At 57.5% G+C, this 24,955-nt stretch carries 22 protein-coding genes and 3 pseudogenes; 20 read left to right on the top strand and 5 right to left on the bottom strand.

Annotated features, from left to right (window positions below):
* Window positions 1-42: 42 nt before the first annotated feature.
* The 5 genes from BPHY_RS16665 (at window position 43) to BPHY_RS16645 (ending at window position 4,592) form a co-directional block, all read left to right on the top strand.
* Window positions 43-993: a choline ABC transporter substrate-binding protein gene (locus BPHY_RS16665; protein ID WP_012402615.1), complete on the top strand. Its 951-nt coding sequence runs from the start codon at window positions 43-45 to the stop codon at window positions 991-993.
* 86 nt (window positions 994-1,079) lie between these two features.
* Window positions 1,080-2,009 (top strand): BKACE family enzyme, encoded by a 930-nt coding sequence (locus tag BPHY_RS16660; RefSeq protein ID WP_012402614.1) that lies wholly within the window; start codon window positions 1,080-1,082, stop codon window positions 2,007-2,009.
* 49 nt (window positions 2,010-2,058) lie between these two features.
* Window positions 2,059-3,024, top strand: coding sequence for an L-carnitine dehydrogenase (locus BPHY_RS16655; protein WP_012402613.1), 966 nt, complete (start codon window positions 2,059-2,061; stop codon window positions 3,022-3,024).
* An 86-nt stretch (window positions 3,025-3,110) separates the two neighbouring features.
* Window positions 3,111-3,602, top strand: coding sequence for a thioesterase family protein (locus BPHY_RS16650; protein WP_012402612.1), 492 nt, complete (start codon window positions 3,111-3,113; stop codon window positions 3,600-3,602).
* A gap of 54 nt (window positions 3,603-3,656) precedes the next feature.
* Window positions 3,657-4,592, top strand: coding sequence for an alpha/beta hydrolase (locus BPHY_RS16645; RefSeq protein WP_012402611.1), 936 nt, complete (start codon window positions 3,657-3,659; stop codon window positions 4,590-4,592).
* 47 nt (window positions 4,593-4,639) lie between these two features.
* Here BPHY_RS16645 and BPHY_RS16640 read toward each other — a convergent pair whose 3' ends face one another.
* On the bottom strand, window positions 4,640-4,927 hold the full coding sequence (locus BPHY_RS16640) for a DUF3331 domain-containing protein (RefSeq protein WP_012402610.1): 288 nt from the start codon (window positions 4,925-4,927) through the stop codon (window positions 4,640-4,642).
* Window positions 4,928-5,303: 376 nt separating this feature from the next.
* Here BPHY_RS16640 and BPHY_RS16635 point away from each other — a divergent pair, with 376 nt between their 5' ends.
* The gene (locus BPHY_RS16635) at window positions 5,304-6,389 is read left to right on the top strand and encodes an AI-2E family transporter (RefSeq protein WP_012402609.1); all 1,086 of its coding nucleotides are present in this window, start codon (window positions 5,304-5,306) and stop codon (window positions 6,387-6,389) included.
* Between the two features lie 73 nt (window positions 6,390-6,462).
* Here BPHY_RS16635 and BPHY_RS16630 read toward each other — a convergent pair whose 3' ends face one another.
* The gene (locus tag BPHY_RS16630) at window positions 6,463-7,566 is read right to left on the bottom strand and encodes an OpgC domain-containing protein (protein ID WP_041764925.1); all 1,104 of its coding nucleotides are present in this window, start codon (window positions 7,564-7,566) and stop codon (window positions 6,463-6,465) included.
* A 354-nt stretch (window positions 7,567-7,920) separates the two neighbouring features.
* Here BPHY_RS16630 and BPHY_RS16625 point away from each other — a divergent pair, with 354 nt between their 5' ends.
* From BPHY_RS16625 to BPHY_RS43125, 12 genes and pseudogenes are all read left to right on the top strand, one after another.
* Window positions 7,921-9,093, top strand: coding sequence for a polysaccharide biosynthesis/export family protein (locus tag BPHY_RS16625; RefSeq protein WP_012402607.1), 1,173 nt, complete (start codon window positions 7,921-7,923; stop codon window positions 9,091-9,093).
* A 61-nt stretch (window positions 9,094-9,154) separates the two neighbouring features.
* The gene (locus BPHY_RS44220; protein WP_012402606.1) at window positions 9,155-9,592 is read left to right on the top strand and encodes a low molecular weight protein-tyrosine-phosphatase; all 438 of its coding nucleotides are present in this window, start codon (window positions 9,155-9,157) and stop codon (window positions 9,590-9,592) included.
* A gap of 18 nt (window positions 9,593-9,610) precedes the next feature.
* The gene (locus tag BPHY_RS16620; RefSeq protein WP_012402605.1) at window positions 9,611-11,821 is read left to right on the top strand and encodes a polysaccharide biosynthesis tyrosine autokinase; all 2,211 of its coding nucleotides are present in this window, start codon (window positions 9,611-9,613) and stop codon (window positions 11,819-11,821) included.
* Between the two features lie 133 nt (window positions 11,822-11,954).
* Window positions 11,955-12,950, top strand: a complete 996-nt coding sequence (locus BPHY_RS16615; RefSeq protein WP_041764275.1) for a hypothetical protein — start codon at window positions 11,955-11,957, stop codon at window positions 12,948-12,950.
* Between the two features lie 715 nt (window positions 12,951-13,665).
* Window positions 13,666-14,265, top strand: a pseudogene (locus BPHY_RS16610) (sugar transferase); the annotation flags it as partial.
* 166 nt (window positions 14,266-14,431) lie between these two features.
* Window positions 14,432-15,664 (top strand): lipopolysaccharide biosynthesis protein, encoded by a 1,233-nt coding sequence (locus BPHY_RS16605; protein ID WP_041764916.1) that lies wholly within the window; start codon window positions 14,432-14,434, stop codon window positions 15,662-15,664.
* Between the two features lie 26 nt (window positions 15,665-15,690).
* Window positions 15,691-16,893 (top strand): capsular polysaccharide export protein, LipB/KpsS family, encoded by a 1,203-nt coding sequence (locus BPHY_RS16600; protein WP_012402601.1) that lies wholly within the window; start codon window positions 15,691-15,693, stop codon window positions 16,891-16,893.
* Complete coding sequence (locus BPHY_RS16595; RefSeq protein ID WP_012402600.1) at window positions 16,890-17,414, top strand: serine O-acetyltransferase; 525 nt, start codon at window positions 16,890-16,892, stop codon at window positions 17,412-17,414. The genes BPHY_RS16600 and BPHY_RS16595 overlap by 4 nt, the downstream gene beginning before the upstream one ends.
* On the top strand, window positions 17,414-18,400 hold the full coding sequence (locus BPHY_RS16590; RefSeq protein WP_012402599.1) for a glycosyltransferase: 987 nt from the start codon (window positions 17,414-17,416) through the stop codon (window positions 18,398-18,400). The genes BPHY_RS16595 and BPHY_RS16590 overlap by 1 nt, the downstream gene beginning before the upstream one ends.
* Window positions 18,397-19,521 (top strand): glycosyltransferase, encoded by a 1,125-nt coding sequence (locus BPHY_RS16585; protein ID WP_012402598.1) that lies wholly within the window; start codon window positions 18,397-18,399, stop codon window positions 19,519-19,521. Before BPHY_RS16590 ends, BPHY_RS16585 begins: the two co-directional genes overlap by 4 nt.
* A gap of 10 nt (window positions 19,522-19,531) precedes the next feature.
* A pseudogene (locus BPHY_RS39550) lies at window positions 19,532-19,660 on the top strand (3-deoxy-8-phosphooctulonate synthase); the annotation flags it as partial.
* Between the two features lies 1 nt (window position 19,661).
* Window positions 19,662-20,010 (top strand): annotated as a pseudogene (locus BPHY_RS43125) (SIS domain-containing protein); the annotation flags it as partial.
* A gap of 67 nt (window positions 20,011-20,077) precedes the next feature.
* Here BPHY_RS43125 and BPHY_RS16580 read toward each other — a convergent pair.
* Both BPHY_RS16580 and BPHY_RS16575 read right to left on the bottom strand, forming a co-directional pair.
* A complete protein-coding gene (locus BPHY_RS16580) occupies window positions 20,078-21,076 on the bottom strand; it encodes a helix-turn-helix domain-containing protein (protein WP_012402597.1) in 999 nt (332 codons plus the stop codon).
* A gap of 454 nt (window positions 21,077-21,530) precedes the next feature.
* A complete protein-coding gene (locus tag BPHY_RS16575) occupies window positions 21,531-22,118 on the bottom strand; it encodes an NUDIX domain-containing protein (RefSeq protein WP_012402596.1) in 588 nt (195 codons plus the stop codon).
* Window positions 22,119-22,279: 161 nt separating this feature from the next.
* Here BPHY_RS16575 and BPHY_RS16570 point away from each other — a divergent pair, with 161 nt between their 5' ends.
* Complete coding sequence (locus tag BPHY_RS16570) at window positions 22,280-23,035, top strand: DeoR/GlpR family DNA-binding transcription regulator (protein WP_012402595.1); 756 nt, start codon at window positions 22,280-22,282, stop codon at window positions 23,033-23,035.
* A 23-nt stretch (window positions 23,036-23,058) separates the two neighbouring features.
* On the opposite strand, the gene BPHY_RS16565 is transcribed toward BPHY_RS16570, so the two are convergent.
* The gene (locus tag BPHY_RS16565) at window positions 23,059-23,466 is read right to left on the bottom strand and encodes a hypothetical protein (protein WP_012402594.1); all 408 of its coding nucleotides are present in this window, start codon (window positions 23,464-23,466) and stop codon (window positions 23,059-23,061) included.
* A 405-nt stretch (window positions 23,467-23,871) separates the two neighbouring features.
* On the opposite strand from BPHY_RS16565, the gene BPHY_RS16560 reads away from it, so the two are divergent.
* Window positions 23,872-24,867, top strand: coding sequence for a peptidoglycan DD-metalloendopeptidase family protein (locus BPHY_RS16560; RefSeq protein ID WP_012402593.1), 996 nt, complete (start codon window positions 23,872-23,874; stop codon window positions 24,865-24,867).
* The last annotated feature ends 88 nt before the right edge of the window (window positions 24,868-24,955 follow it).

Below are 24,955 nucleotides of genomic sequence, written 5' to 3'. Positions count from 1 at the left end.
GGGCGTTCAAAAATATCACGAGCCGTGTCGAAGGGGATCGTCATGAAGTGGATCAACCAGGCTGTTTCCGCATGTCTTGCCAGCCTTCTGGCTGCGCTGTCATTGCCCGCACTCGCGCAGGATCCGCCCACCTGCCGCGCCGTGCATTTCGCGGATATCGGCTGGACCGACATCACGTCGACAACGGCGCTCGCGTCGACGGTATTCGAAGGGCTGGGGTATCAGCCGGTGACGACGGTGGCCTCCGTGCCGATCTCGTTCGCCGGCTTGAAGAGCAAACAGCTGGATGTGTCGCTTGGCTACTGGTGGCCGGTGCAGGAAAAGGCGATTGCGCCTTTTGTCGAGGCGAAATCGATCAACGTATTGCAGCCGCCCAATCTGACGGGCGCGAAAGCGACCTTTGCCGTGCCGACCTATGAATACGACGCGGGGCTCAAGACCTTTGCCGACATCGCAAAGCACCGCGCGGAACTCGACGGAAAGATCTACGGCATCGAGCCGGGCAGCAGTGCCAATGCCGCGATTCAGAAAATGATCGCGACCAACCAGTTCGGGCTCGGCGGTTTCAAGCTCATCGAATCGAGCGAGGCGGGCATGCTGGTCACAGTCGATCGCGCGGTGCGCGAGAAGAAGTGGGTCGTTTTTCTCGGCTGGCAGCCGCATCCGATGAACATCCAGATCGATATGAAGTACCTGAGCGGCAGCGAAGGCGTATTCGGGCCGAACGATGGCGAAGCGCGCGTCTATACGCTGACATCGCCGGACTTTCTGACGCGTTGTCCGAATGCCGGCAAGCTCGTGAGCAACCTGCGCTTCACCACGCAACTCGAGAACGTGGTGATGCAATCCGTGATGAACAAGGAGAAGCCTTCCGAAGCCGCTAAAGCCTATTTGAAAAAGAATCCGCAAGTACTCGACGAATGGCTGGCGGGCGTGAAGACATACGACGGCAAGGATGGCTTGCCGGCGGTGAAGGCTTATCTCGGTCTTTAAGGTTTGACAAGTCAATACGAAGAGTACTTTGCATTGGGACTCTTCGGATCCAACCGTTAGCAGACATTGCACGAGGAATTGCACGCATGAATCACGAAGTAATCGTCACCTGCGCCGTCACGGGCGCTGGAGACACCGTCGCCAAGCATCCCGCTATCCCCGTCACGCCGAAACAGATCGCCGATGCCGCGATCGAAGCCGCAAAAGCGGGCGCGACCGTCGCGCATTGTCATGTGCGCGATCCCAGAACGGGCCGCGGCAGCCGCGATCCGAACCTGTATCGCGAAGTCGTCGACCGCATTCGTTCCGCCGATACGGACGTCATCATCAATCTGACGGCGGGCATGGGCGGAGATCTGGAGATTGGTCCGGGCGAAGATCCGATGCGCTTCGGTGCGAACACCGATCTGGTCGGCGGCCTGACGCGGCTTGCGCATGTGGAAGAGCTATTGCCCGAGATTTGCACGCTCGATTGCGGCACGCTGAATTTCGGCGATGGCGACTACGTCTATGTGTCGACGCCCGCGCAATTGCGTGCAGGCGCAAAGCGAATTCAGGAACTGGGCGTCAAGCCGGAACTGGAGATATTCGATACGGGGCATCTGTGGTTCGCGAAGCAATTGCTGAAAGAAGGGTTGCTCGATGCGCCGCCGCTGTTCCAGTTGTGCCTCGGTATTCCGTGGGGCGCGCCCGCCGATACCGCGACGATGAAGGCAATGGTCGACAACCTGCCACCCGGTGCGCATTGGGCCGGCTTCGGCATCGGCCGCATGCAGATGCCGATGCTCGCTCAGGCGATGCTGCTGGGCGGCCACGTGCGCGTCGGACTCGAAGACAACATCTGGCTCGACAAGGGTGTGCCTGCGAGCAACGGATCGCTCGTCGCGCGTGCCGTCGAGATCATCGAGCGTCTGGGCGGCCGCGCGCTCACACCTGCGGAAGGTCGCAAGAAACTCGGTCTGCCGGCACGCGGCGAACGGCCGCTCGAAAAACGCGCTGTCGAACAGCTCGCCTGATTGGTGACCGGTAGCGAACGCTTTGAATATTTCCTGAGGAACATCGGCAATGGCAGTGATTACCGACATCAAGACATTCGCAGCAATCGGCGCGGGTGTGATCGGCAGTGGCTGGGTGGCGCGCGCGCTCGCGCACGGACTCGACGTCGTCGCGTGGGACCCGGCGCCCGGCGCAGAGAAGCAGTTGCGCGACAACGTCGCGAACGCGTGGCCCGCACTCGAACGCGTTGGACTGGCACCGGGCGCATCGCAGGCGCGCTTGCGTTTCGTGAAGACAATCGAGGAGTGCGTCGCGCAGGCGGATTTCATTCAGGAAAGCGCGCCGGAGCGCGAGGAATTGAAGCTCGCGTTGCACGATCAGATCAGCCGCGCCGCGAAGCCCAATGCGATTATCGCTTCGTCCACGTCGGGCCTGCTGCCGACCGATTTTTATGCGCGTGCGCTGCATCCCGAGCGCTGTATCGTCGGGCATCCGTTCAACCCTGTGTATCTGTTGCCGCTCGTCGAAGTGCTGGGCGGTGAACGGACGGCGGCATCGACTGTCGATGCCGCCATGCAAATTTATCGCACGCTCGGCATGCGGCCGCTGCACGTGCGCAAGGAAGTGCCCGGCTTTATCGCCGACCGTCTGCTCGAAGCGTTGTGGCGCGAGGCGCTGCATCTTGTCGATGAAGGCGTCGCGACGACCGGCGAGATCGACGATGCGATCCGTTTTGGCGCGGGTATACGCTGGTCGTTCATGGGCACGTTCCTCACGTATACGCTCGCGGGCGGCGACGCGGGCATGCGGCATTTCATGCAGCAGTTCGGGCCCGCGCTGGAATTGCCGTGGACGAAGCTGGTCGCGCCGAAGCTGACGGATAAACTGATCGACCGCGTGGTCGACGGAACGGCGGAGCAGGTCGGTCCACGTTCGATCAAGCAACTCGAACGCTATCGCGACGAGTGCATCACGAACGTGCTGTCTGTGATCGCGGAAACGAAAGCGCGTCATGGCTTGCGGGCCGACGAATAAGGGTCGCGTATCATCTGCACGGGCGGGGCATCGGAGCCGGGCCCCGCAGCACAAGATATCCATGCCAAGCGACGGAGACATTCGCCATGCCGCGACATGCGCAATTGCCTGTGTATCACGATGTCGTGCGCGCCGAGTGGGTCGACTACAACGGCCATCTGCGCGACGCGTTCTATATGTTGATCTTCAGCTTCGCCACCGATGCGCTGATCGATCAGATCGGCCTCGACGACGCAGTGCGCAAGGCACGCGGCCGTTCGATCTACACGCTTGAAGCGCACATCAACTATCTGCACGAAATCAAGGAAGGCACGAAGGTGCGCACTGAGATGCGGGTGCTGGCGCACGACGCGAAACGTATGCACCTGTACCTCGAAATGTTTGCAGGCGACGGTGAAGAGCCCGTCGCGGCGGGCGAGCAGATGCTGCTGCACGTCGATACGAGCGGGCCACGCTCCGCCGCCTTCGACGCCGATGTCGAGGCGCGCGTGCGTGCGCTGGTCGACGCGCAGGCGACGCTGCCTGCCGCCCGCTATGCAGGGCGTGTGATCGGTTTGCCCGGCCAGACGCGCCAATAGAGACGTCCGGCATTCGCGTGGACAATCGGCCAACAGATAAGCGGAGCACGCGCCATGCTCGAACCGGAGATCGTTGAATTCGTTGAACGTACGAAGCGTCTTTATCCCGCCGATCGCTCCGCGTCGACGCCCGCCGAACAGCGCGCGATGTACGAGCGACTGGCGGCTGCGTTCACGCCGCCGCTTCCCGACGGTGTGACGACGCAGGATGCGCTGTTCATGCCGCCCGCGAGCGGGCAGTCGTTCATGTTGCGGCTGTATGTGCCGACCGACCGCGCACGCGCATCGGGCACGGTGCTCTATTTTCATGGCGGAGGCTTCGTCGTCGGTTCGCTCGCCAGTCACGAACTGATCACTGCGCGTATCGCGGCGGATACGGGACTGTGCGTCGTGGCCGTCGATTATCGGCTCGCACCGGAACATCCCGCGCCCGCCGCTCACGACGATTGCCTCGCGGTGACACGCGCTGCCCTCGATGGCAGTTTGCCGTTTAGTGCGTTGCCGCGCTCGTTGCAACTGGCGGGCGACAGCGCGGGCGGCACACTGGCCGCGAGCGTCGCGCTGCGTTTGCGCGATGAGGGTGTCCCGGGCGTGCGCGGTCTCGCGCTGGTCTATCCGATGCTGGGCATCGAACCGCAGCTGCCGGCGCGCGACACCGAGGCCGACGCGCCGATGCTCACGCTTGCCGATGTGCGGCGCTACGGTGAGCTGTACTGGCGCGGACGCCCCGTTGATACGTGGACCGTGCCGCTCGAAGCATCACGCTATGATGGATTGCCGCCGACGCTCGCCATCGGCGTCGAGCACGATCCGTTGCGCGACGATGCCCGTGTGTTCGCCGAACGCATTGTCGCGGCGCGCGGGCGCGTTGACGCGCCCATCGGCCGTGGGCTGGTGCACGGCGCCTGGCGGGCTCTGGCGACGAGTCCAGGCGTGCAGTGGATGCATCGCGAAGTGTGCCGCTTTCTGAGCGCACACGCGGCAGATTGAAGACCCGACCGGCTGCGTCGGGTTTCGATTGTTGCCGAAAACGACGGTTATGCGGCGAGCGCGTGTTCGAGCACTTCGGCCGCGATCATTGCGGACGCGTTCGCGGGAGCGGGGCGTTCGGCGGGCTTGAAGACGGCGTCGCCGCGGCGGATCTTGCGGCGCGATACGGCGCATGTGCCCGACGTATGCGCCGAGCGGCGACGCCAGCGCTGTTCGCCATAATGGCAGCGGCCGGGTTCTACCCAGCGGATCACCAGCGTCGTGTCCGAATGTTCGAGAATCTCGATGCGCAAGCCGTTGGCGCCGATCAGCGGTAAACAGTCCAATGTCGTCATGGCCGGCTCCGTAGTTGTGGTGTGCCGAATGTAGTCCCGCGCGCGAGAGAGAGCCATTGTGCCCGCGTAGAAACACTGTTCCCGATTCCGCAATAATGGGATACCCGGCGTGTACGCGAACGGTAAAAAGCGGATCTGCGGGCGGTCGCACCGATTGCGCGCAACTATGCAACGAACTGTTGTATGAACGGCAGAAAAGGGCGCGATCGATTGCGGGGGGCGTCCGGGTGTCCCAGCATCCTATAAGATGGGCGGCCCGGCAGCCGGAGAAGCGGGATGCGGCATCTTGCGTGCTGGCATCTGCGCAAGGCTTCCGCCTGCATCATCATAGCGATGCGCATTGCTGAACGCGCATCGAACCCGTTCACGAGGTCACATGAACCAGCGCCCGCCCGACGTTCCATCCGAAGCCGACATGCCGAATCGCCGCAAAATGCAGCGGATCGCGTCGGCCGCGCTGTATGCGGCGATGGTGGTGCTGGCGCTCTGGGTCATCCGCGACTTCGTGCCTGCCATCGCATGGGCGTGCGTGATCGCGATTGCGCTGTGGCCCGCGTTTCACCGGATCGAGGAGCACAAGTTCTTCAAGGGGCGGTCGACGCTGATCGCGACCGTTCTGACCATTGCGATCGGCCTGCTGTTTCTGCTGCCTGTCGGTATCGGCATTGCGCAGGCGGCGTCCGAGGCGCACGACGTGATCGAGTGGGCGCGCGGTGTGCAGGAGAACGGCATTCCCGTGCCGGACTTCGTGCAACATCTGCCCTTCGGCGCGGCGCAGATCGGGAGCTGGTGGCAGGACAACCTGAGCCAGCCGTTGCGCGATTCGCCTGCGATGAAGGGTTTGCACGGTGGGGCTGTCGTCACGTTCGGGCGGCATTTCGGCGCGCGCGCTGCGCATGCGCTGATGCTGTTCGCGTTCATGTTAGTCACGCTGTTCGTGATCTTTCAGGCGGGGCCGAAGCTGTCCTGCGAGCTGATGAAGGGCGTGCGGCGCGCGTTCGGCTATGACGGCATGCATCTGTTCGAGCGGATGGCGGCGGCCGTGCGCGGGACGGTGTCGGGGCTGGTGGTGGTCGGGATCGGCGAGGGTGCGCTGCTGCTGGTGGCTTATATGCTGACGGGCGTCCCGCATGCCGCGCTGCTTGGCTTCGTCACGGCGATTGCGGCGATGCTGCCGTTTTGTGCACCGGTCGTGTTCTGCGGCGCCGCGCTGTGGATCTTCGTCGAGCAAGGCGCGCTCATTCCGGCAATCGGTCTTGCCGTGTTCGGCTTCGTCGTCGTGTTCGTCGCCGAGCACTTCGTGCGGCCTGTGCTGATCGGCAGTTCCGCGCGCCTGCCTTTCCTGCTCGTGCTGTTCGGGATTCTTGGCGGCGCGGAGACCTTCGGTCTGCTGGGCCTGTTCGTCGGCCCTGCGCTGATGACGGTGCTGATGGTGCTGTGGACCGAGTGGATCGAGCGCTGAGCCGCGTGCCTGCTTGCTGCGCTCGCCCGATGAGATGAGACTCCGGGCCGATGGAACGGCCTGATCGCAAGGATCAGGCGGGTCCCGATCCATGCAAACGCGGGGTCAACACGCGCGAGATAGGCACGGACGCCTTTGCGACGGCGAACAGCGAGCCGATTGCAACGGCGTCTGCGAGGAGGCCAAGCGGCAGGTTCAGATAGCCGTCGGTGGCCGTGTACAGCAGCGAGTCGACGACCAGCGAGATCACTGTGCCGGCGACGAAGCACAGCAGGCCCTTGCGCCCGACGAGCCCGACCCAGGGCAGGCGCTGTGCAATCGTCCTCGCCCAGCCGAGGCGCACCATATTCGCGACGAGCCACGCGATCGCGAGGAAATTCATTGCACGCAGCCATGACAAATTCTGCTTCAGGCTGCTGTCGAGCGGCGTCACTTCCACGAACAGCTTGAACCAGGCGGCCGCCGCGACGATGCCGCACGCGAGCGCCGTCACCAGCCAGCCGTAGCGATGCGCGCTCGTGCGCTGATAGACGGGCTGTGTCTGCGCAATCACACCCAGCACGAACATCAGCTGCCAGGCGAACGGATTGAAGTCCCATTGCGCATTTTCCGCCACGGGAAGGTGCGGCAGTATCGACGGCGCAATGCCCCATACGGCAAGGCTGCCCGCCAGCAGCAGCCACGGCTTGCTGCGCGCAAGCGGCAGGATCACGGGCACCGCGAACGCGAAGAACGCGTACATGGGCAGGACGGAAGCCAGATAGGGCTGGCGACGGAACAGCAGGATGTCGCGCAGGACAGCGGTAGGCGTGTCCATCATATCGTCGAGATCGGTCGTGGCCATGTTGGGCGCGTCGATGCTGAAGGCGCTCATGACGGCGCTCACGACCAGCATCAGGACGGCCGTGACCAGAAATGCGCGGTACAGCTCCAGCGAGCGCTTGAAGAAACGGTTGCGCGCGTCGGCCTCCGTGTGACGTTTGGCGAGTGACGCGTAGGCCGTGGCCGTCGCGAATCCGCCGAGGAAGACGAAGACTTCGGCGGCGTCGCACAGCGCGTACGCGTGGAGCGTGGCGCGCGACAGGATGCTGCCGCCGATGTGGTCGACGACGATAAATAAAAGAACCAGCCCTCGGAAGAAGTCCAGCTCGATCAGACGGTTTTTCGGAATCTGCATGCGTTTTTCTGCTTTTTTCTGCTTTTTCAGCAATACGCCTCGCCGAGACGGTGCGCGGGCGGCGCGCAGCGCGGTTTCGGTGAGGCGGGAATGGGGGGCTGTGGTGCGGTTGCTGCCTGTGTGCGTGTTGCTGATTGCGCACGGTGTGACCATCAACTGATCGACATTATCTCTCAGAGTTCACCCTGATTGCATTTTTGTTGCAAAAGTGGTTCGAGTTCCCGCCGGCGTGGCGGCGGAACGCGCTTGTCAATGAGATGGGGGTGGCGAAAACGGTTCGGGTATTGGCGGGAAATTGGTGGTGCGGATTCGTATATTGGGCGGCTATTTCGAGCGGGAACGAAGGTCGTTGTTATGCGAGTGTCCGGGAAAATTGCTGTGAGGCGGATCAACCAATTGCTGTACGGCCTTCTGCGTCGCGCGAGCCTATGCGTCGTAGTTCCGCTTGCCCTTACGGCGTGCGTAATGGCACCGGGCATGCAGATGGGCAGTAATCCAACCTTGCCCGTTTCCGTGGGCAATGCCACGACCCCTGCATCGGATGTGAAGGTTCCGATTAGAGACATTGACATTTCACTGATTGAAGAGCAGCGGATCGCGCGCAGTGCCAGTGTCGATTCGGCGGTCCGCCAATTGGTCGGCGAATCGCACAAGTACACCATCGGGCCCGGCGATGTGCTGCAGATCACAGTGTGGGACCATCCGGAACTGGCTGCGGCTGCCGGCCAGCAGATATTGGGCAGCCGTCCATCCGACCCGGGTGTCGGATTTGTCGTGGACCAGCGAGGCAATATTCAGTTTCCGTATGTCGGGAAATTGCACGTGGCTGATCTTGCTCCCGACGAGGCACAGGACCGGCTCCTCAAAGAGCTATCGAAGGCGTATCGCGATCCACAGGTCACCCTTCGCGTTGCCTCGTTCCGGTCGAAAGCTGTCTACGTCGAGGGTGAAGTCAAGGCAGCCGGACTGCAACCGCTCAACGATGTCCCCATGACGCTACTTGAAGCGGTGAACCGAGCGGGAGGTTTCACTGCAGATGCGGACCAAGGCAATCTCACGCTCTTGCGCGATGGCATTCTTTATCACATCAGTCTTAGCGAAATGCTCGACAAGAGCATCAATCCGTCGGACATCCATCTGCGCGCGGGTGACCTGCTGCGCGTCGCTGCTCGAAGTGACAGTGGAATCTTCGTCATGGGCGAAGTCAACAAGCCGGCATTTGCGTTGCCGATGAAGACTGGGCGGCTGACCTTGGGCGAAGCGCTCGCCCAAGCCGGCAGTATCAACTTGAATAGTGCGGACGCGCAGCAAATGTATGTCGTTCGTGGTGCAGCTACGAATCATCCGGAGGTCTTTCATTTGAATGCCGAATCGCCCGTCGCCATGACGCTTGCAAATGAATTTCAACTGGAGCCGAAGGATGTCGTGTATGTCGATGGTAACGGGCTTGTGCGTTTCAGCCGCGTTCTGAGTCTTTTATTGCCCTCTTATAACGCCGGGATGGCGGCGGCATATCTCGCTCGCTAGCGAAGCGGTAGGTAAAGCCGAACGAGAAATTCTCTATAAATTGGTTGTGCCAAGTACACAAATGGTGATCAACGATATCCTGGTGACTTGCACGGGAAACATATGTAGGAGCCCAACCGCCGAGATCATCCTGCGACACCGACTGGCGGCAAGGTCGATCTCTGTTACTAGCGCAGGGATTAGTGCACTAGTAGGGCGCCCGATATGTGATAAAGCCGCGGAAATTTTGGCGGAAAACGGACATTCGAGCGTGACGCATAGAGCGAAGCAGGTCACTCCAACCATGCTTCGGCAATCCGATCTTATTTTGACGATGAGTCACCGTCAGCGTAACCATATTTGCTCGATGATGCCGGAGGTTAGGGGGAAAGTGTTTCTGCTCGGAAAGTGGGACGCGGGAATCGAAATTCCAGATCCGTACAGACGAGACCGTCGTCGATATGAGCATATATATGGGTTGATCGAAAAGACAGTCGAAAGTTGGTTGATGCACTTATGATTAGCAAGAGTAGGCAAAATGAGCAGTGAAACAAAGCTGAAAAGGGACGATGAGATTGACTTCCGGAATATCCTGGGAGCGCTGATTGATCACAAACGGTTGATTTTGATCATTACCGGCACGTTCGTCACGCTTAGCGTTTTGTATTCGATTCTTACCGCGCCTGTGTACGAGGCAGACGCGATGCTTCAGGTAGAGCATCGGCTGCCCACCGGCGGTACGATGATGGCCGGAATGGATCAGTTGTTGAACACTGCGAACGCGGAAGCTGTAACTGAAATCGCACTCATCACATCGCGCTCTGTCGTAGGCAAGGCGGTTAATGCGCTAAAACTCTATGTCGATGCGAGACCACGAACTTTTCCTCTGATCGGCTCGCTGATCAACCGTCATTTTGTTTCATCAGATGCTGTCTCCGTCGCTAAACCCTTGCTCGGATTACGTCGATATGGATGGGGCGGCGAGGAACTCAAGTTTGACCAGCTTGACGTTCCAGATTCCCTTCTCGGGGAGAATCTCACGCTTGAGGCAGAGGGAGGCGGATCTTTTATTATGAATGATTCGCACGGGGATATCATTCTGCACGGGAAAGTCGGCAAGCCTGTGCATGCGGGTGGTGTCTCCGTGCTCATAAGTCGCCTGAAGGCTAATCCAGGTACGTTGTTCGACGTGCAACGAAACTCGAGTTTATCGGTTGTCGAACGTTTGCAATTAGACGTCGTCGCCCTTGAGCAAGGTAAGGATTCGGGAATTGTATCAATAAGCTATCAAAACGAAGACCCAACTCTTGCCACTCGCACATTGCAAGAAATAACACAGGAATACGTTCGTCAAAACGTTGCGCGAAACTCGGAGGAGGCAGCCAAAAGTCTCCAATTTGTGCGAGATCAACTGCCCAAAGTGAGAGGCGAGCTAGAGAAAGCGCAGACAGCGCTTAAGGACTTCGAACTATCTTCCCATTCCGTAGACATTGGCCTGGAAACGAAGGCGCTTTTGGATCAGGTCGTTTCTGTCGAGACGAACATTCAGCAGGTTCGCATGCAACAGGTCGATGCGCAGCAAAGATTCCAAGCCGGGCAGCCGACCTTGCGAGTGCTCGACGATCAACTTGCTCAACTCAACTCGAAGAAAGCGTCGTTGAAGGCGCAAATTTCGAACTTGCCGGACACGCAGCGACACCTGCTTCAACTTACCCGCGATGTCGAAGTGAGCAGTCGGACGTATACGGATTTGTTGACACAAGCTCAGCAACTCGACGTTGCTCGTGCCGGCACGGTGGGGAATGTACGCGTTGTTGACGTTCCCGAAGTGGACACAACGGCCCCCGTACGACCGCGGCGATCTATGATCATTTTATGTGGGCTATTTGCCGGATTGGCAGTCTCGATGCTCACTGTGTACATCAAGAGAACATTCAATCTGGGAATCGTCGACCCTTCCGAACTGGAGGCCATAGGAATCGCTGTTTCCACGTCGATTCCCTTTAGTGAGGAAATGAAGAACGTGGATGAACCCACGTCAGCAAACAATGGGACGCGACCCACAAAGCCTCGATTGCTTGCTCTTGATAAGCCCAATGCCGTGGCGATAGAGGCATTGAGAGGATTGCAGACAAGCTTGCACTTTGACGGCTTCAATTTGCCTAATAAAGTGCTAATGGTGACGGGGATCAGTCAATCTGTCGGTAAGACGTTTGTTGCGTGCAACTTGGCCACCGTTTTTGCGCAATCTGGACGTCGCGTGCTGTTGGTGGATGGTGATATGCGCCGCGGTATAGGGCACGCGAATTTTGGCGTTTCTGCGGGGGTTGGGCTCTCGGATCTGCTTGATGGAAGCCGTGGATTCGACGAAGTAGTTCACAAACAGCAAGGCCACACCGGACTTGATTTCGTCTCCCGCGGAACCATTCCACAGAATCCTACCGAACTCCTGATGTCGGGAAAATTGGGTCGATTCCTGGATGAGGTTAAAGGTCGATATGATTTGATCATTGTCGATACTCCGCCCATCCTTGCGGTTACGGATGCCGCAATCATTGGTAACCATGCTGATGCCAGCCTGATGGTTGTTCGTTGCGGCGTGAGCGAAGTTCGTGAGGTGCAGATTGCGACGGATCGTCTCCGACAGGCGGGAATCGAGATCAAAGGGGTCGTCTTTAATGCCGTCGAGCCCCGCACATTCGGATACATGAAATATTCACAGTACAAATACGAAAGCGATAGCGAATAATTAACGACGCCTACCAGTTTTAATATCAATCAAAATGATAGCGCCGCCTCGGATTGCTTTGCCGGCTCGCAGTGGAAGTTCGCGTACCCTGGGGAGCCATGATTCAGCAGTAGTTTTATTGCTCGTATCAATCATGATGTTGGTATTGGCATTAACTAAGGAAAAGCTGCTGCCAGCATATTTTTTTACAGATTCGAAAGTTATTCAATCTTTTATTATCGCTGGAGCGAATCTAACTCCTGGTGATAGCTTTCAAAGTACCGCTGCTGTATTTCGATTTCTTGGGGCGGAGAGGGACTCTATTGCTCTTCCTCTCTTGACGTGGATTGTTGTCGCCGGTTCGATGGTTGGAAGCATATGGGGCGGACGGACAAGTGAGATTCGGCTTCGAGAAATACTATTGTTTTCGATGCTTTCGTTGATGGCTACGATCTACATGTCAACCCTGAGCAAAGATATTTTGGTTCTGGGGCTGCTCATAATAAGAAAGATTGCCAGATGGATGTTTGGCCGCGCTGGTACGTATTTGTGGTGCATTATTATGGCCGCTTACGCATACTACTTTCGCGGCTATTGGTTTCTGATTTTAGCAGTATATCCGTTCTTGATTTTTGTTTTATCAAAAATACGCCGAATGTGGCTCATGGGTCTAGTTGTCATCGGCGCAATTTTCGTTGTCACGATCGTGTTGTATCTAAAATTCGGAATTACCGCTGATTCGTTTAGAAATGCGGTAAACGAGATCCGGATAGATAAAGGTGACGTTAACGCGCGAACAATGATTACGCCTTTTATGCCCGGCGGAGGATTTTTGCTTGGTTTTATAAATGTTTGTTTGACCTTTGCGACATTTATCATTCCGTTTCCTTTGTTATTAAAAGTATCTCCCTATTATTGGATAATATTTTTAGTCATTGTCTCAACGCAATTCGCATTTTGGAGGAAATTGCGAGGTGACCTGCATTCCAATCTGTTTGGGAAGCAGACTCTCGATACGTCTTCGTTAATCATCGCTGTTTTGATCGTACAGAGTTTCTTTGAGCCAGATTACGGAAGCTACGTAAGACATCTCTCTCCTTTTTACGGATTAATATTTGAATGCATTCTCAATAGAACGAACAAAACATGATTTAAAGAGATACGAGCCGAGATGAAGGTGGTCCACGCGGCTGAAAAAAATAAGAGGGGCGTTGCGGCGGTTATCGATCACCAGGCGGACACACGGTCCGATCAACGCGCGATCATAGCGTCTCACATCGGACGAACTTAGTTTGTCCCCAGTCTGCTGACAGCGGCAGGATAGGCGCTCGCAAGCACGCTCGCCTGCAGGATCGCGATGACAGTGACTTCCGCTTGAACGGATGGCCTTTCGAAGTTCGCATACAGTTTCAGTGAAACGCGTCCCCGAGATGTTACCAGGCGTGCGAAGCGCGGCTTTAGTAAGTCCGGAATGGTGGCGTGCTTGGGTGCCGTTGCCAGCGGCTGAGCACTGGCGATGAGGCTCGCGTGCGCAACCCGCGCTCATTGCTCAACGGCTTGCCTGCTCCCAATATGAAATGCGATGGTGGTTGGCGAATTCTGTTCGGGTATTGGCCGAAACAACGTGAGCGAGATCGGTACGCTCTTGACAGTACCACTACTATCTGTCGCTCTCTCGCTGACTCGTCCATGTTTGCAAGGTAATCGCGGACGCTTCGTCTGCAATGGATCCGTCGATAGAAACGTACACTTTGGAGCCCGATTAATCGGGCATTTGTCATCTTCCAAACAATACGGATAACTAAGTGAATAACGTCATTCGGATGTTGGGCGAGGAAGGGGAGCGCGTGGGTATGCTTCGAAGCATCGCCAAGCGGAGTTTCGATATTGTCGTTGCCTCGGTGTTGATCGTATTGCTGTCGCCGCTCCTCGTTGTGATCGGCGTTGTGGTGAGGCGCGACGGTGGGCCTGCGATGTATGGGCATGTCCGCATTGGGTGTGGCGCCGTTCCATTCAACTGCCTGAAGTTTCGATCGATGGTGACGAATGCGGACGCAGTTCTCCGCGAATTGCTCGATCGGGATCCTCTCGCGCGCGCGGAATGGGAGCGTGAGTTCAAGCTAAAAGACGATACGCGTATCACCGCGATCGGGAGGCTGCTTCGCAAGACGAGCTTGGATGAGCTGCCGCAACTATTTAACGTGCTCAAAGGGGATATGAGCCTGGTCGGTCCGCGTCCGATCGTCAGTGAGGAGTTGCTGCGCTATGGCGATAACGCTTCTTACTATTTGATGGCGAAGCCCGGGATGACGGGACTCTGGCAGGTGAGTGGCCGAAACGATGTCGACTATTCGACGCGGGTCTTGCTGGACGTTACGTATGTCAAGAAACTGTCTTTGCGTACGGATATTTGGATTCTCTTGCGGACGGTAAGCGTGGTGTTGCGAGGTTCGGGTGCCTATTGATGCAAAGTCGAACTTTCGTAACAAAACGGATCATGAGGCCGCAGATGATTGTATTGAAACAGCCGAACGGTGTTATGCCACGCCGAGCATGGTTTGAGGTGCGGCAGCTATCGTTACACCAGGTACGAATAGGGTTTGCAACGTGACGTGTAGCGAGTTCAAGAAGATGACCATGCTGAAGGACTCTGTCATCTCGATGATGGGGGTCGTTGCGGGCCAGATATCGCTGTTCTTTTGCGTTTCGCTGATCGGGCGCTTTCAAGGGCCAGCTGTGCTGGGGCACTTCAACTACCTGCTCGCATGCGGAACGTTCGTAGGGACACTGCTTGCGTTTCGATACGAACTTGCTTGTGTATCGGACAGCCCACGCTATTCGTTCAATGCATTCATTCACGTGACATTGTTAAGTGTAGTGGTTGTGATCGTTGCTGTATGCGTGACGCTCGCTATGTCCCACGTCGAAGTTCTTGCGGTGGAAGCCTGTGCGTTTGCCTACTTTACACAGCAGGCGGCGGGGGCATATCTGAGCAGTCTGCGTCGATACGACATCATCGCGGCAAGCCGACTCGCCATAAACGGCGTATTCCTCCTATCGCTGCTAGCAGAAGAATGCTTTGGGACTCTGGATCGCACGGATGCTTTTGGCATGTATTGTGTGATCAACGTCATGGTTGCGAGTGCGTTGCTGGTTGGTATTCTGCTTCACGGCAGACATCGCGATTACCGGGCCCAGGTCGCGTTTTCATTCTTTTCTGAAAACTCGCGCTTCGCGGCCTTCATTCTCCCGTCGACGTTGTGTGGATCGGTGATGACATACTCCCTTGCGATCACCATTCCGCATTGGTTTGGCGCCGAAAGCGCTGGATACTTTGCGGCTGCCTATCGCTTGGGTTTCTTTCCCGTCTCGTTGACTGCACAAAGCGTGGGCAGTGTGTTTCGCCGGGACCTAATCGGTGCTCTAGCGCGAGAAAACGCGGCTACGCTTCTGCATCAGGTGTTCATGACTTACGCGCGATACCTTGCTGTAATCGCACTCGTCTATGCAGCGGGAGGGGCTTTGCTGTTCGCGCCATTGGTCCGGATTTTCCTGGGGGCACGCTGGCATGGAGCTAGCGCGTTCTTTTACGAAATGATCCCCTTGTTTGCAGTTCAATTAATGTACATGCCACTTTCTCAGGTGTTTCTGGCGACCCGCGGGCAGAGGATTGATTTCTTATTCCAGTTGGGGTGTGGCGTCGTACTGAGCGCGACACTATTCACCGTGCATCTAATGCGGCTTTCTGTTCTGCCCAGTATCCGGGCATTTTCGGTCGCTGGCGTCACCATGATGTTAGTTGGACTTATGTTGACTGTTCAAGTCGTGAAGCGCGCCGCCGCACCTTCACCCGTATCCGCGTAAGAATTATTCCGTTTTGAGAAACCTTGATGACGATTGCCGTCGTAATCGACTCACTGGAGCGCTTCTACTTCGTCCGAAGGCTCGTAAAAGCGCTCGACAAGGAAGGCGATTTCGTCTTTATGACCAGTGAGCCGCTTGCTCATTTATTCTTTCGACTCGAAGGGCGACACTCGATCTATCTGCGACGTGCTAAGAATAATTCGTCCGGATTAGCGTACGGCTCTTCATTGTTTGATCGCTCGATCGAGGTTATGAATGGGACTATTGACGCGCATGTTGCTCGCCAGGATTGGATGGCGACTTTTACCGCAGCTTTGGACGTTTTTAACCGCCTTGCCATTACGGTATGTGTGATGTGGAACGGGCAACAACTGATATGTCGTGCCGTCGGCCATGCGTGTTCAACATACGGTGTGCGGGTGCGGTTTCTCGAACTGTCGAATCTGCCCGAAAAGTTGTTCGCCGACGATGAAGGGGTAAATGCGCTATCGACGGTCGCCCGCGACCCCTCGATCATCGATCGCTTTTCCATGCCGGACTTGTCAGAGCACGAACGATGGCTGAGGCGATACGAGGAATATAAGAGAAGACCCCTTCCACAATCACAGACTTCGATCCGTCGAAAAGGGCTTTCCCTGTTGAACTACGCAGTGAAGGTCTTGACTCAGGGCGTTGGCCGGAAACGACTCGATCGAAGCCGCGCTAGCAATGGCGTGAGGTTGCCCGCCATTGCGAGCTCGATAGGGGAAGACGCGTTGATCTCGCGACGTTATGTCTTTTTGCCTTTGCAGGTCTCGGGCGATACGCAGATCAAACTGCATTCGGATGTCGACAATTTGGAGGCGATCAGGATTGCACTCGAGCTCGCCGAAAGTGAGGGAATGGACCTGATCGTGAAGCTTCATCCGGCCGAGAACGATAGAGCAGTGATTGACGAAATTGCACGACTGCAGACTATCCATCAATTCCAAATCGTGACAACTGCAGCGGTGGATTTGATCAAGCACGCGGCGATGGTCGTCACCATTAACTCAACTGTCGGTCTTGAAGCAATGCTTTACGGAAAAAAGGTCGTTGCGCTGGGCCGCTGCCTATACAGAGAGTTCGATCGAGATCGTCTGATGAAGTACATCCATGGTTTCTTGGTGGACGGTATCGACTATTTCGGCAACGGTCCAATCGACCCCCGCGCCGCACGGCGTGTTTTTTCAAATGATGGACGAATATGAGTGTCACGATCAAAAGCACCTCTCGCGCGATCGTCGAAGACTTCCGATGTAACGCGTTCTTCAAAGCAAAATTCGTCATCTTGTTATTTAGGATAGCAAATTACCTTGCACGTAGAAGTAACGTTACTTTAATACTGGGCCTGCCATTTATCGCGTTTTATATCCTGATTTCCGATTGGGTGATGGGTATTGAGATTCCTGTCAAGACCAATATCGGAAAGGGCCTGACGATTTATCACGGTTTCGGGCTGGTGATTAATGGATTTTCAGTGATTGGAGACTACTGTGTGCTACGTCATGGAGTGACGATTGGAAATATCACGCGCGCTGACGGTACGTTGACGGGGGCGCCGATCGTCGGTAATCGCGTTGAGTTCGGTGCCAATAGCATCGCATTGGGAGAAATACGGATTGGGGACGGAGCCCGGATCGGTGCGGGGGCGGTGTTGCTATCGAGTTTGGCGCCGCACGCCGTGGCCGTGGGCGTTCCGGCACGGGCGCTGGAAAAGGATAAAACATAGTGAAAGTATTCATTCTGCATTCGGGTAATGCTAACTACCCGGAGATTAACGCGTATTCGGATTTTCTAAGTAAGCTGGGCATCCAGGTTTTCTCAGGGGATAGCAATACGTATTCACGCTTTCCGTTCAAGGGCGAATGCGTGTTGTGGTGCATTATGGGCTTTTATCGTGTTCATGAGAATGCACGATTTATTATCCACGACTACCGTTCGCTCTCAGTCAGACCCTTGGCAGCCTGCAAGGATTGGATCAAGCAGGTAATGAACGCCAAGCCCAATCTCAGGGCTTTTCAAAATGAGAGAATGCGCGACGTCATGAATTTCAGGGATGCGATTCCTTCAGTTCTGTTGCCTATGGGAGTGCCTGACTGGATCTTCGACGCTGCTGACGGAGATCGTTGCGATTCTGCACATCCGACGAAGGGCGGCCGATTTTGTTATATCGGCGAGATGAGTCGGGAGCGAGGTTTCGACAAGGTCCTTGCTGCATGGCGGGCATCACCCTGGAAGCGAGAGAACAAGTTTGTTCTGGTCGGACGCCCCGAAACATCGCTTTACCGTGAGTTCAGAAATACCGAAGGACTGAATTTCGTCGGGCGTGTTTCGCAAAAAGATGCACTAGACATTGTTCGACGATCGGAGTATGCCGTCTGCTATTTTCCCTATCATCGGCCGCATTGCTTTCAGACTCCAACAAAAATGTTGGAATACGCCGCGCTCGGTAAAAAGATCATTTGTAACGATTCACCATCGAACTTAGCCGCATCTCGGGAATTGGGTATTCATGCATTCGTGGCTGGGCGCTCGATATTTGATAGTTTGCCGTTCGACGGACGAGAGCTATCCGTAAAGAAAAACGAACCTGATAAGCTGCGGCGTCTTGCCTGGACGTCGGTGATAGAGGGGGCCGGCATTCTTGCCTTTGTTCGTGATGCGATGGACATCGCTGTCCCACGCCGCCTTCAGCACGTTGGGAACGCGTTATGAGGATCGTTCAAGTCTTGGAGTCCAGCGCGACAGGAACGCTCTCAATGGTTTGCCTGATCGCAAACCGACTCGCGAAGGAGGGGCATGAAGTACATGTCGTCTATTCGCTGCGTGACGAGACACCGCGCGGGCTCCGGATGATGTTCGACGATAGGGTGACGCTCAAACATATTCAGATGAAGGGTGCGGGTCTGATATTCGCCATCAAGCGTCTACGCACTGCCCTGAAAGAGATACAGCCCGATGTCATTCACCTTCATTCTTCGGTGGCCGGATTCCTCGGTCGATTGGCCGCCCTATTTTCGTTCGAACGGATGATCGTCTTGTACAGCCCGCATTGCATTTCGTTCATGCGTCAAGATATTTCCCGGATGACGAGGTTCGCATATATCGCGTTGGAGCGTTTGGCGGCGGTTCGGAAAACCTTGTATGTGGCCTGTTCAGAGAGCGAGCGGCACGCAGTGTGGGCTCATTTGCGGCAACGAGCAGTAGTCGTAGAGAACGCCGTACCGGAAATTGGAGAGCCGGAAAATCATGGATCAGGCCGACCTTGCACCACGGCTTCGGAACATCGGTACATTGTTACTGTCGGCGGCATTCGACGCCAGAAGAACCCTGAACTGTTCGCTCGGATTGCCTCAGCCCTGGGGGACAGCAAGCTGATCTTTGTTTGGGTCGGAGATGGAGAGGAGAGGCTCAGGCAGAAGCTCGTCGATGCAGGTGTTCGCGTTACGGGATGGATGACACGAGAAGAGGTCGTTAAAAACATAAAGCAAGCTAGCATTTACTTATCGACAGCATCGTGGGAGGGCATGCCGGTGTCGGTAATCGAAGCGATGTTCGCGGGCTTACCCGTGATAGTTTCTGCCTGCGCGGGGAACGTCGACATCGTTCGGTCGGGGGTGACGGGAGTGGTTTTCAATAACGAGGCCGAAGCCGTACAAGCTATCAGGCATGTTGCGGATAACGAAACCAGTCGTGAATCGCTTGCCGCTCGAGGCGCGCGGGAGGCGAGAAGAAGGTTTTCTCAAGAGCGGTTCTTCAATAGGCTGCTTCCCCTGTATCTGGACGGCTTTCTCGCCCCTCGCGACGAGGAGGCAGTCAGTTCTCGCTTCAGATGAAGGAAGATCAATGAATATCACCATCGCGCGTGGTGTGACCGTCGGCAATACGCTGCCATTCATTTTGTTTGGCGGGTTGAATGTGCTTGAGAGTCTTGACATGACGCTGAGGGTTTGTCAGACATTTGTCGAAGTCACGCATCCATTCAGGAGAGGCCTGTTACGGCGATCTGGGCATGGTCGCTTTGACTGACAATATCTGGCGATTTCAAACTCTCGAGAAACAGACGAGGTAATCAAGTTGATTCCACTTTTGTAGGGCAATGGTGATTACCAGCTGGCACTGACTGAAAATACGCAATCGACACTTGCGAAGGCAGCCGATTAATCACCTTTATATAGGTGTCAAGGAGGAAGCGTGCGCGTTCCAGCTTGCGCCGACTGCGTCGACGGCAGCAACTTTGGCAATGGGGCGACCCGCTGGCTGTGACCGTCATGCAGCCTCGAGACTTTCGTCCCGAAGGTTTCGCACGTTTGCATACAGGCGGCCCAGGACCCTTTTGCGCACGTGCCGTGTGAGATGGAAGGTCGCGCACGTTCCTGTCGCCTGGCGTAATCAGGTACCCCTGCGTTCGTTCGCGGACCGCATTCGACTCCGATACTCCGTCGGCGAAACATCCAATATCTGCCGAAACAACCTGGCCAGACATTCCCCACTTGTCAGTCCACACCGCCGGGCTATCTTATCGACAGGCAGATCACTCGATTCAAGAATGGCCGCAGCCAGCTCGACGCGAGAACGTCTCAAGTATTCAGAAGGCTTGACACCCATCTCAGCGCGAAAGTGTCGCAAGTAAGAACGCTCGCTCATTCCCGCGGTTTGCGCAGCGACCGTAACGGAAATGGCCCTATTGCAATTGCGCGCGATCCACTGAGCACTCTCGTGAATCTTGTCCCTGATCGACTTTGCGCTGTCGCTCGTCATGGCGTTGAATTCAGGCATCCCAGTGTCCGGTATCAGCTCCAGCACGCGTCGCAGAAAGGCGATACCAAAGTCCTGTCTTACGAGCTCGAGCGCCTGTCGCACGGCCGACCGCGTGCCGAAGCGCGTCGGCCCGGCGAGCGACGAATCGCCAGGTACAACATTCTGTCTTTTAAGATCGGTTCGCCCAGCGGGGGCGCTGATCGCGGATAACAACGAATCGCCGTTGCCAATAGCAAAAACCTCATCAGCACGACATGCCGTCTCGCAAAGCCAGTTGCGGAACTGGAGATCCGCCGCAACTTTGGCTGGCACTTCGCCGCCGCATGCAACGAAAAGCGTTCGGACGGAAGGGAGCTGTTCGGGTCTTTGCGTCATCACGGCGAGTTCCGCGGAACTGGAAACACATCCTCCGTGGCGCGACACGAAAGCAGTTCGATAGCAGGGCAGACCGCCCGGTCCCGCTGCCAAAATCCGGTTTGCCTTGTCGAATACATCAATCACTTCAGCCACGGGCAGCATCGAAAATCCGTCGAATATCAGGATCCCAATGGAATGCATCTGGTGGGTGACGTCGCGAGCTGAAACCCCGTGGCCTGATGTGCGCAAAGCGTTGTACTGAGTCGTTATCATCGCTGCCTCCCTGTTGCGTATCGGCGTATCTGGCGCGCGGTTGTGCATCGCTGAAGAGCGATCCCGATCGAAGCTCTAGCGTTCTTTTAAGCGCGCACCACATAGAGGCGCAGAGGATACGAAGACGTTTCAGTACGACCAATCAGATAATTCCGATTCGCCGTGCGGACGTCTCTGCATCGACAACTAGGTGACATTCCTTCGAATTGATCTGTCAGGCGCATTCGATCGCACGAATTGATGGACCGTCAGACCTCAACGGGACTGGGCGATGGCGCTCGGGCAGCATCTCCTCCGTTGCATGCGCAGCGGATGAGAAATGTGCGCGAGAAATACGGCAAGAATCTGAATAGTTATTCAGTATGACGAAGTAGATAATTTAACCCGTCGAGCTTCATCTGAAGCCCGTTGGGTCGTCGATCGTGGCCGCAATGGGATGCGTCGCCTCGATACGTCATTGCAGAAACAGATGAAGCGCCGCGTATTGCAGCAGCATGATGGTCTTGCCGTCCATGATCTCGCCGCGCGCGATCATCGTTAAAGCATCGTCGATCGCGAATTCCAGCACCTCGATATCCTCGCCTTCATCGGCGACGCCGCCGCCGCGGCTCACACGCGCAGCCGCATCATATTCGGCGACGAAAAAGTAGAGCTTCTCCGTCACGGAGCCGGGACTCATGAACGCCTCGAACACCTTTCGCACCGACTCCACGCGATAGCCCGTTTCCTCCTCGACTTCCGCGCGAATCCGCGCTTCGGGCGATGCCGCTTCGAGCAGTCCGGCAGGCGCCTCGATCAGCATCCCTTCGTGTCCATTGACAAACGCGGGCAGTCGGAACTGCCGTATCAGCACCACAGTGCGTCGGCGCCGGTCGTAAAGCAGCAGCGTCGCGCCATTGCCGCGATCGTAGGTTTCGCGGCTTTGCCGCTGCCAGCTGCCATCGGCACGCCGGTAATCGAAGGTGGTTTTCTTCAGCACGTACCAGTCGTCGGAAAGCACCTGCGCATCGACGATACGCACGCGGTCAGCCTTTTCGCTCATGAGCGCTTCCTGTTCCGGATTCACCATCCGATCGCGCAACAGCGACCGGGTAAAGACGCAGCCCGGTTGGCCGCATCGCCCGATCATGGTATCGTGCGGTTTCGTGCAGAATCAAGAAAATTCGTGCAATCTCATGATCGGATGAATCTCGGACTAACCGGATGCTGACTTCCCAACGCAAGAAGCTGATTCTCGACGCTCTCAAGCGCGATGGCCAGGTGCTGGCCAAGGCGCTGAGCGACACATTCGGCGTGTCGGAGGACACGGTGCGCCGCGATCTGCGCGAGCTTGCCGCAGAGGGCAAGTTGCAGCGCGTGCATGGGGGCGCACTGGCTGCGTCGCCGGCGGTGGCGAATCTCGCGGGGCGCCGCGCGATCGGATCGAAGGCTAAGGCGGCGATCGGCCGGGCGGCCGCGCAGATGATCGCGCCGGGCCAGATCGCGTTCGTCGATGGCGGGACCACGGCCATTCAACTGGTGCGCCATCTGCCCATCGACCTGCGCGCGACCATCGTCACGCACAGTCCGAGCGTCGCGGTCGAACTGGCGGAGCACGAAGCGCTCGAAGTCATCGTGATCGGCGGGCGGCTGTTCCGTCATTCGATGGTGACGGTCGGCGCGGCCGCCATCGAAGCGCTCGGCCACATCCGCGCCGATCTCTACTTCATGGGCGTGACGGGTGTCCATCGCGAAGCAGGGTTGAGCACGGGTGATCTGGAAGAAGCGTATGTGAAGCGCGCGCTCGTCGCGCGGGCGGCCGAAACGGTCGTGCTGGCATCGTCGGAAAAACTGAATGCCGCGTCGGCGTACATGATTGCGGGCATCGACGCGGCGAGCGCGATCCTCGTCGAGAAGGACACGCCAGAGTCGACAACCGCGCCTTTCGAAGCGTCAGGCGTGACGATCCTTCGCGCCTGAACGAAGCCGGTCTGCGCCCGGCGTCATCGCTGCTCGAGAAAGCGCTTCAGTTCGGCGAGGTCGCGTTCAAGCCATTGCGCGTCGGCGGCGAACTGCGCGTCGCTCATGCTTGCCGTCCGTAACAGGGTAAGCAGCACTTCGGCGCCGCTGCCGTTCGGGATCACGCGCATCGGCACGTAGATCTCGTCGCCCCGTGCCGTGATCACACGATGATCGAGCACGCCATACGGATTGCGCGGCGTGAAGTACACGGTGACGGGATGTCCGTCCGTGTTTTCGAAGGTCCACTCTTCGCCTGCGCCGCGCAACGGCTTGCCGAGCCCAGACGCCCATTGCGCGAACGACAACGGATGTTCCATGAACGAGTACACCTCGCGCCAGTCGCGCGCGATCGCCACGCTGATCGTTCTCGATTCGGGTACGGCGGTCATCGTTGTCTCCATTGGCGTTGCCACGGCGCACGCGTCTCAAGTTTCGCGCGTTCCCTGCCGATATGACAAAGAGCAGGTGTTATGACACGCGCCGGAAAGATTGTCGATCGCGAACGCGTACGTGCAATACAGCCGGTAATTTGTATCGAAGTGTTCCCGGGCCCCGTTTTATGGGGCCTGCACTTTACAATGCGGCTTGGATTTAAAAGGCTAATCCGACCCCTTTGACGGAAGATCGCATCACTTTGACGCGGCTCCGCAAGAGAGGCGAATTCCGGCAGTGGACCGGACGGTTGAGGCCGCAATGAGGCGGCATGCTGCGCACCGTCAGCGGGTGTCCTGCGACATCAGCTGGCCGGGCGAAGGGCGCATCCGCTCTATAAACGAAATAATGCGGGAGAGCATATGTCGAAGAATGGTTTCGACAGAACCTGGGCCGGTTTTGCGAGCTTCACGCTCGCCTTGATGGTGGGGGCCTGCGCGCATGTCGGCGAGCAGGACGCGAAAAACAGCAACGCGGCGTCGACCGCGCAAACGGCAACGGATCCGGCTGCCGCGGCGCCCGCGCCGCAGATGGTCGCGCAGTCGGTGCCGCCCGTGATCTACAAGGTGCGTCGCGGCGATTCGCTGGCTCGCATCGCGCGCAGCCATAACGTGACGGTCAAGCAGATCGTCGCGTGGAATCATCTGAAGTCGTCCGCGCGTCTGCATATCGGGCAGCCGCTGAAGGTGTCGTCGCCGGATGCGGTGAAGATGGTCGCCGTGCCTGCCGGTCCGGCCGGGGGCCAGTCGCCGGGTAAAGCGTCGAATGCAAACGGAACTGCAGCGGCTGCCAGCGGCGCGTCGAATGCGACGGTGAGCGGCGGGGCGGCGAGCGCTTCGAATAATCCCGGCACCACGAACGCGCCGAACAACGCGCCGAACAGCACCCCGGATAAGGCGGCCGCCGCCGCGCCTGCGCCGGGCGCACCCGCGCCGAGCGCGGCCGAAGCACGCGAAGTGAATGCCGAGGTGGCGCGTCACGCAAAAGGCGTGACGCTCATCTGGCCGGCGCAGGGCAACGTCGTCGAAGGGTTCCAGCCAGGCGAGACGCGCGGCATCGAAATCGGCGGCAAGGCGGGCGACCCGATCCGCGCCGCGGCCGACGGCAAGGTGATGTACGCAGGCACCGGGCTGAACGAATACGGCAGCCTCATCATCGTCCAGCACAATAAGGATTTTCTGACGGCCTACGCGCACAACCGCAGGCTGCTCGTGAAGACGGGCGACATCGTGCGCAAAGGGCAGCAGATCGCCGAGATGGGCAACGAGAACAACTCGCGCGTGTCCGTGCTGTTCGAGTTGCGCCACGACGGCAAGCCGATCGACCCGATGCCGTATCTGCCGCATCAGCGCAGCTGACCCGCGCTTCGCATCGACGTGATACGTAACGGAGAGCCTCCGGCGAATGCGCTTCGCGGGAGCCTTTCTGTTTGCTTGCGGTTGCAAC

The organism is Paraburkholderia phymatum STM815 (genome assembly GCF_000020045.1).
GTDB classification, from domain to species: Bacteria; Pseudomonadota; Gammaproteobacteria; order Burkholderiales; family Burkholderiaceae; genus Paraburkholderia; species Paraburkholderia phymatum.
The sequence above is the reverse complement of the archived record's forward strand: the minus strand, read 5'-3'. Positions and strand labels throughout refer to the sequence as shown.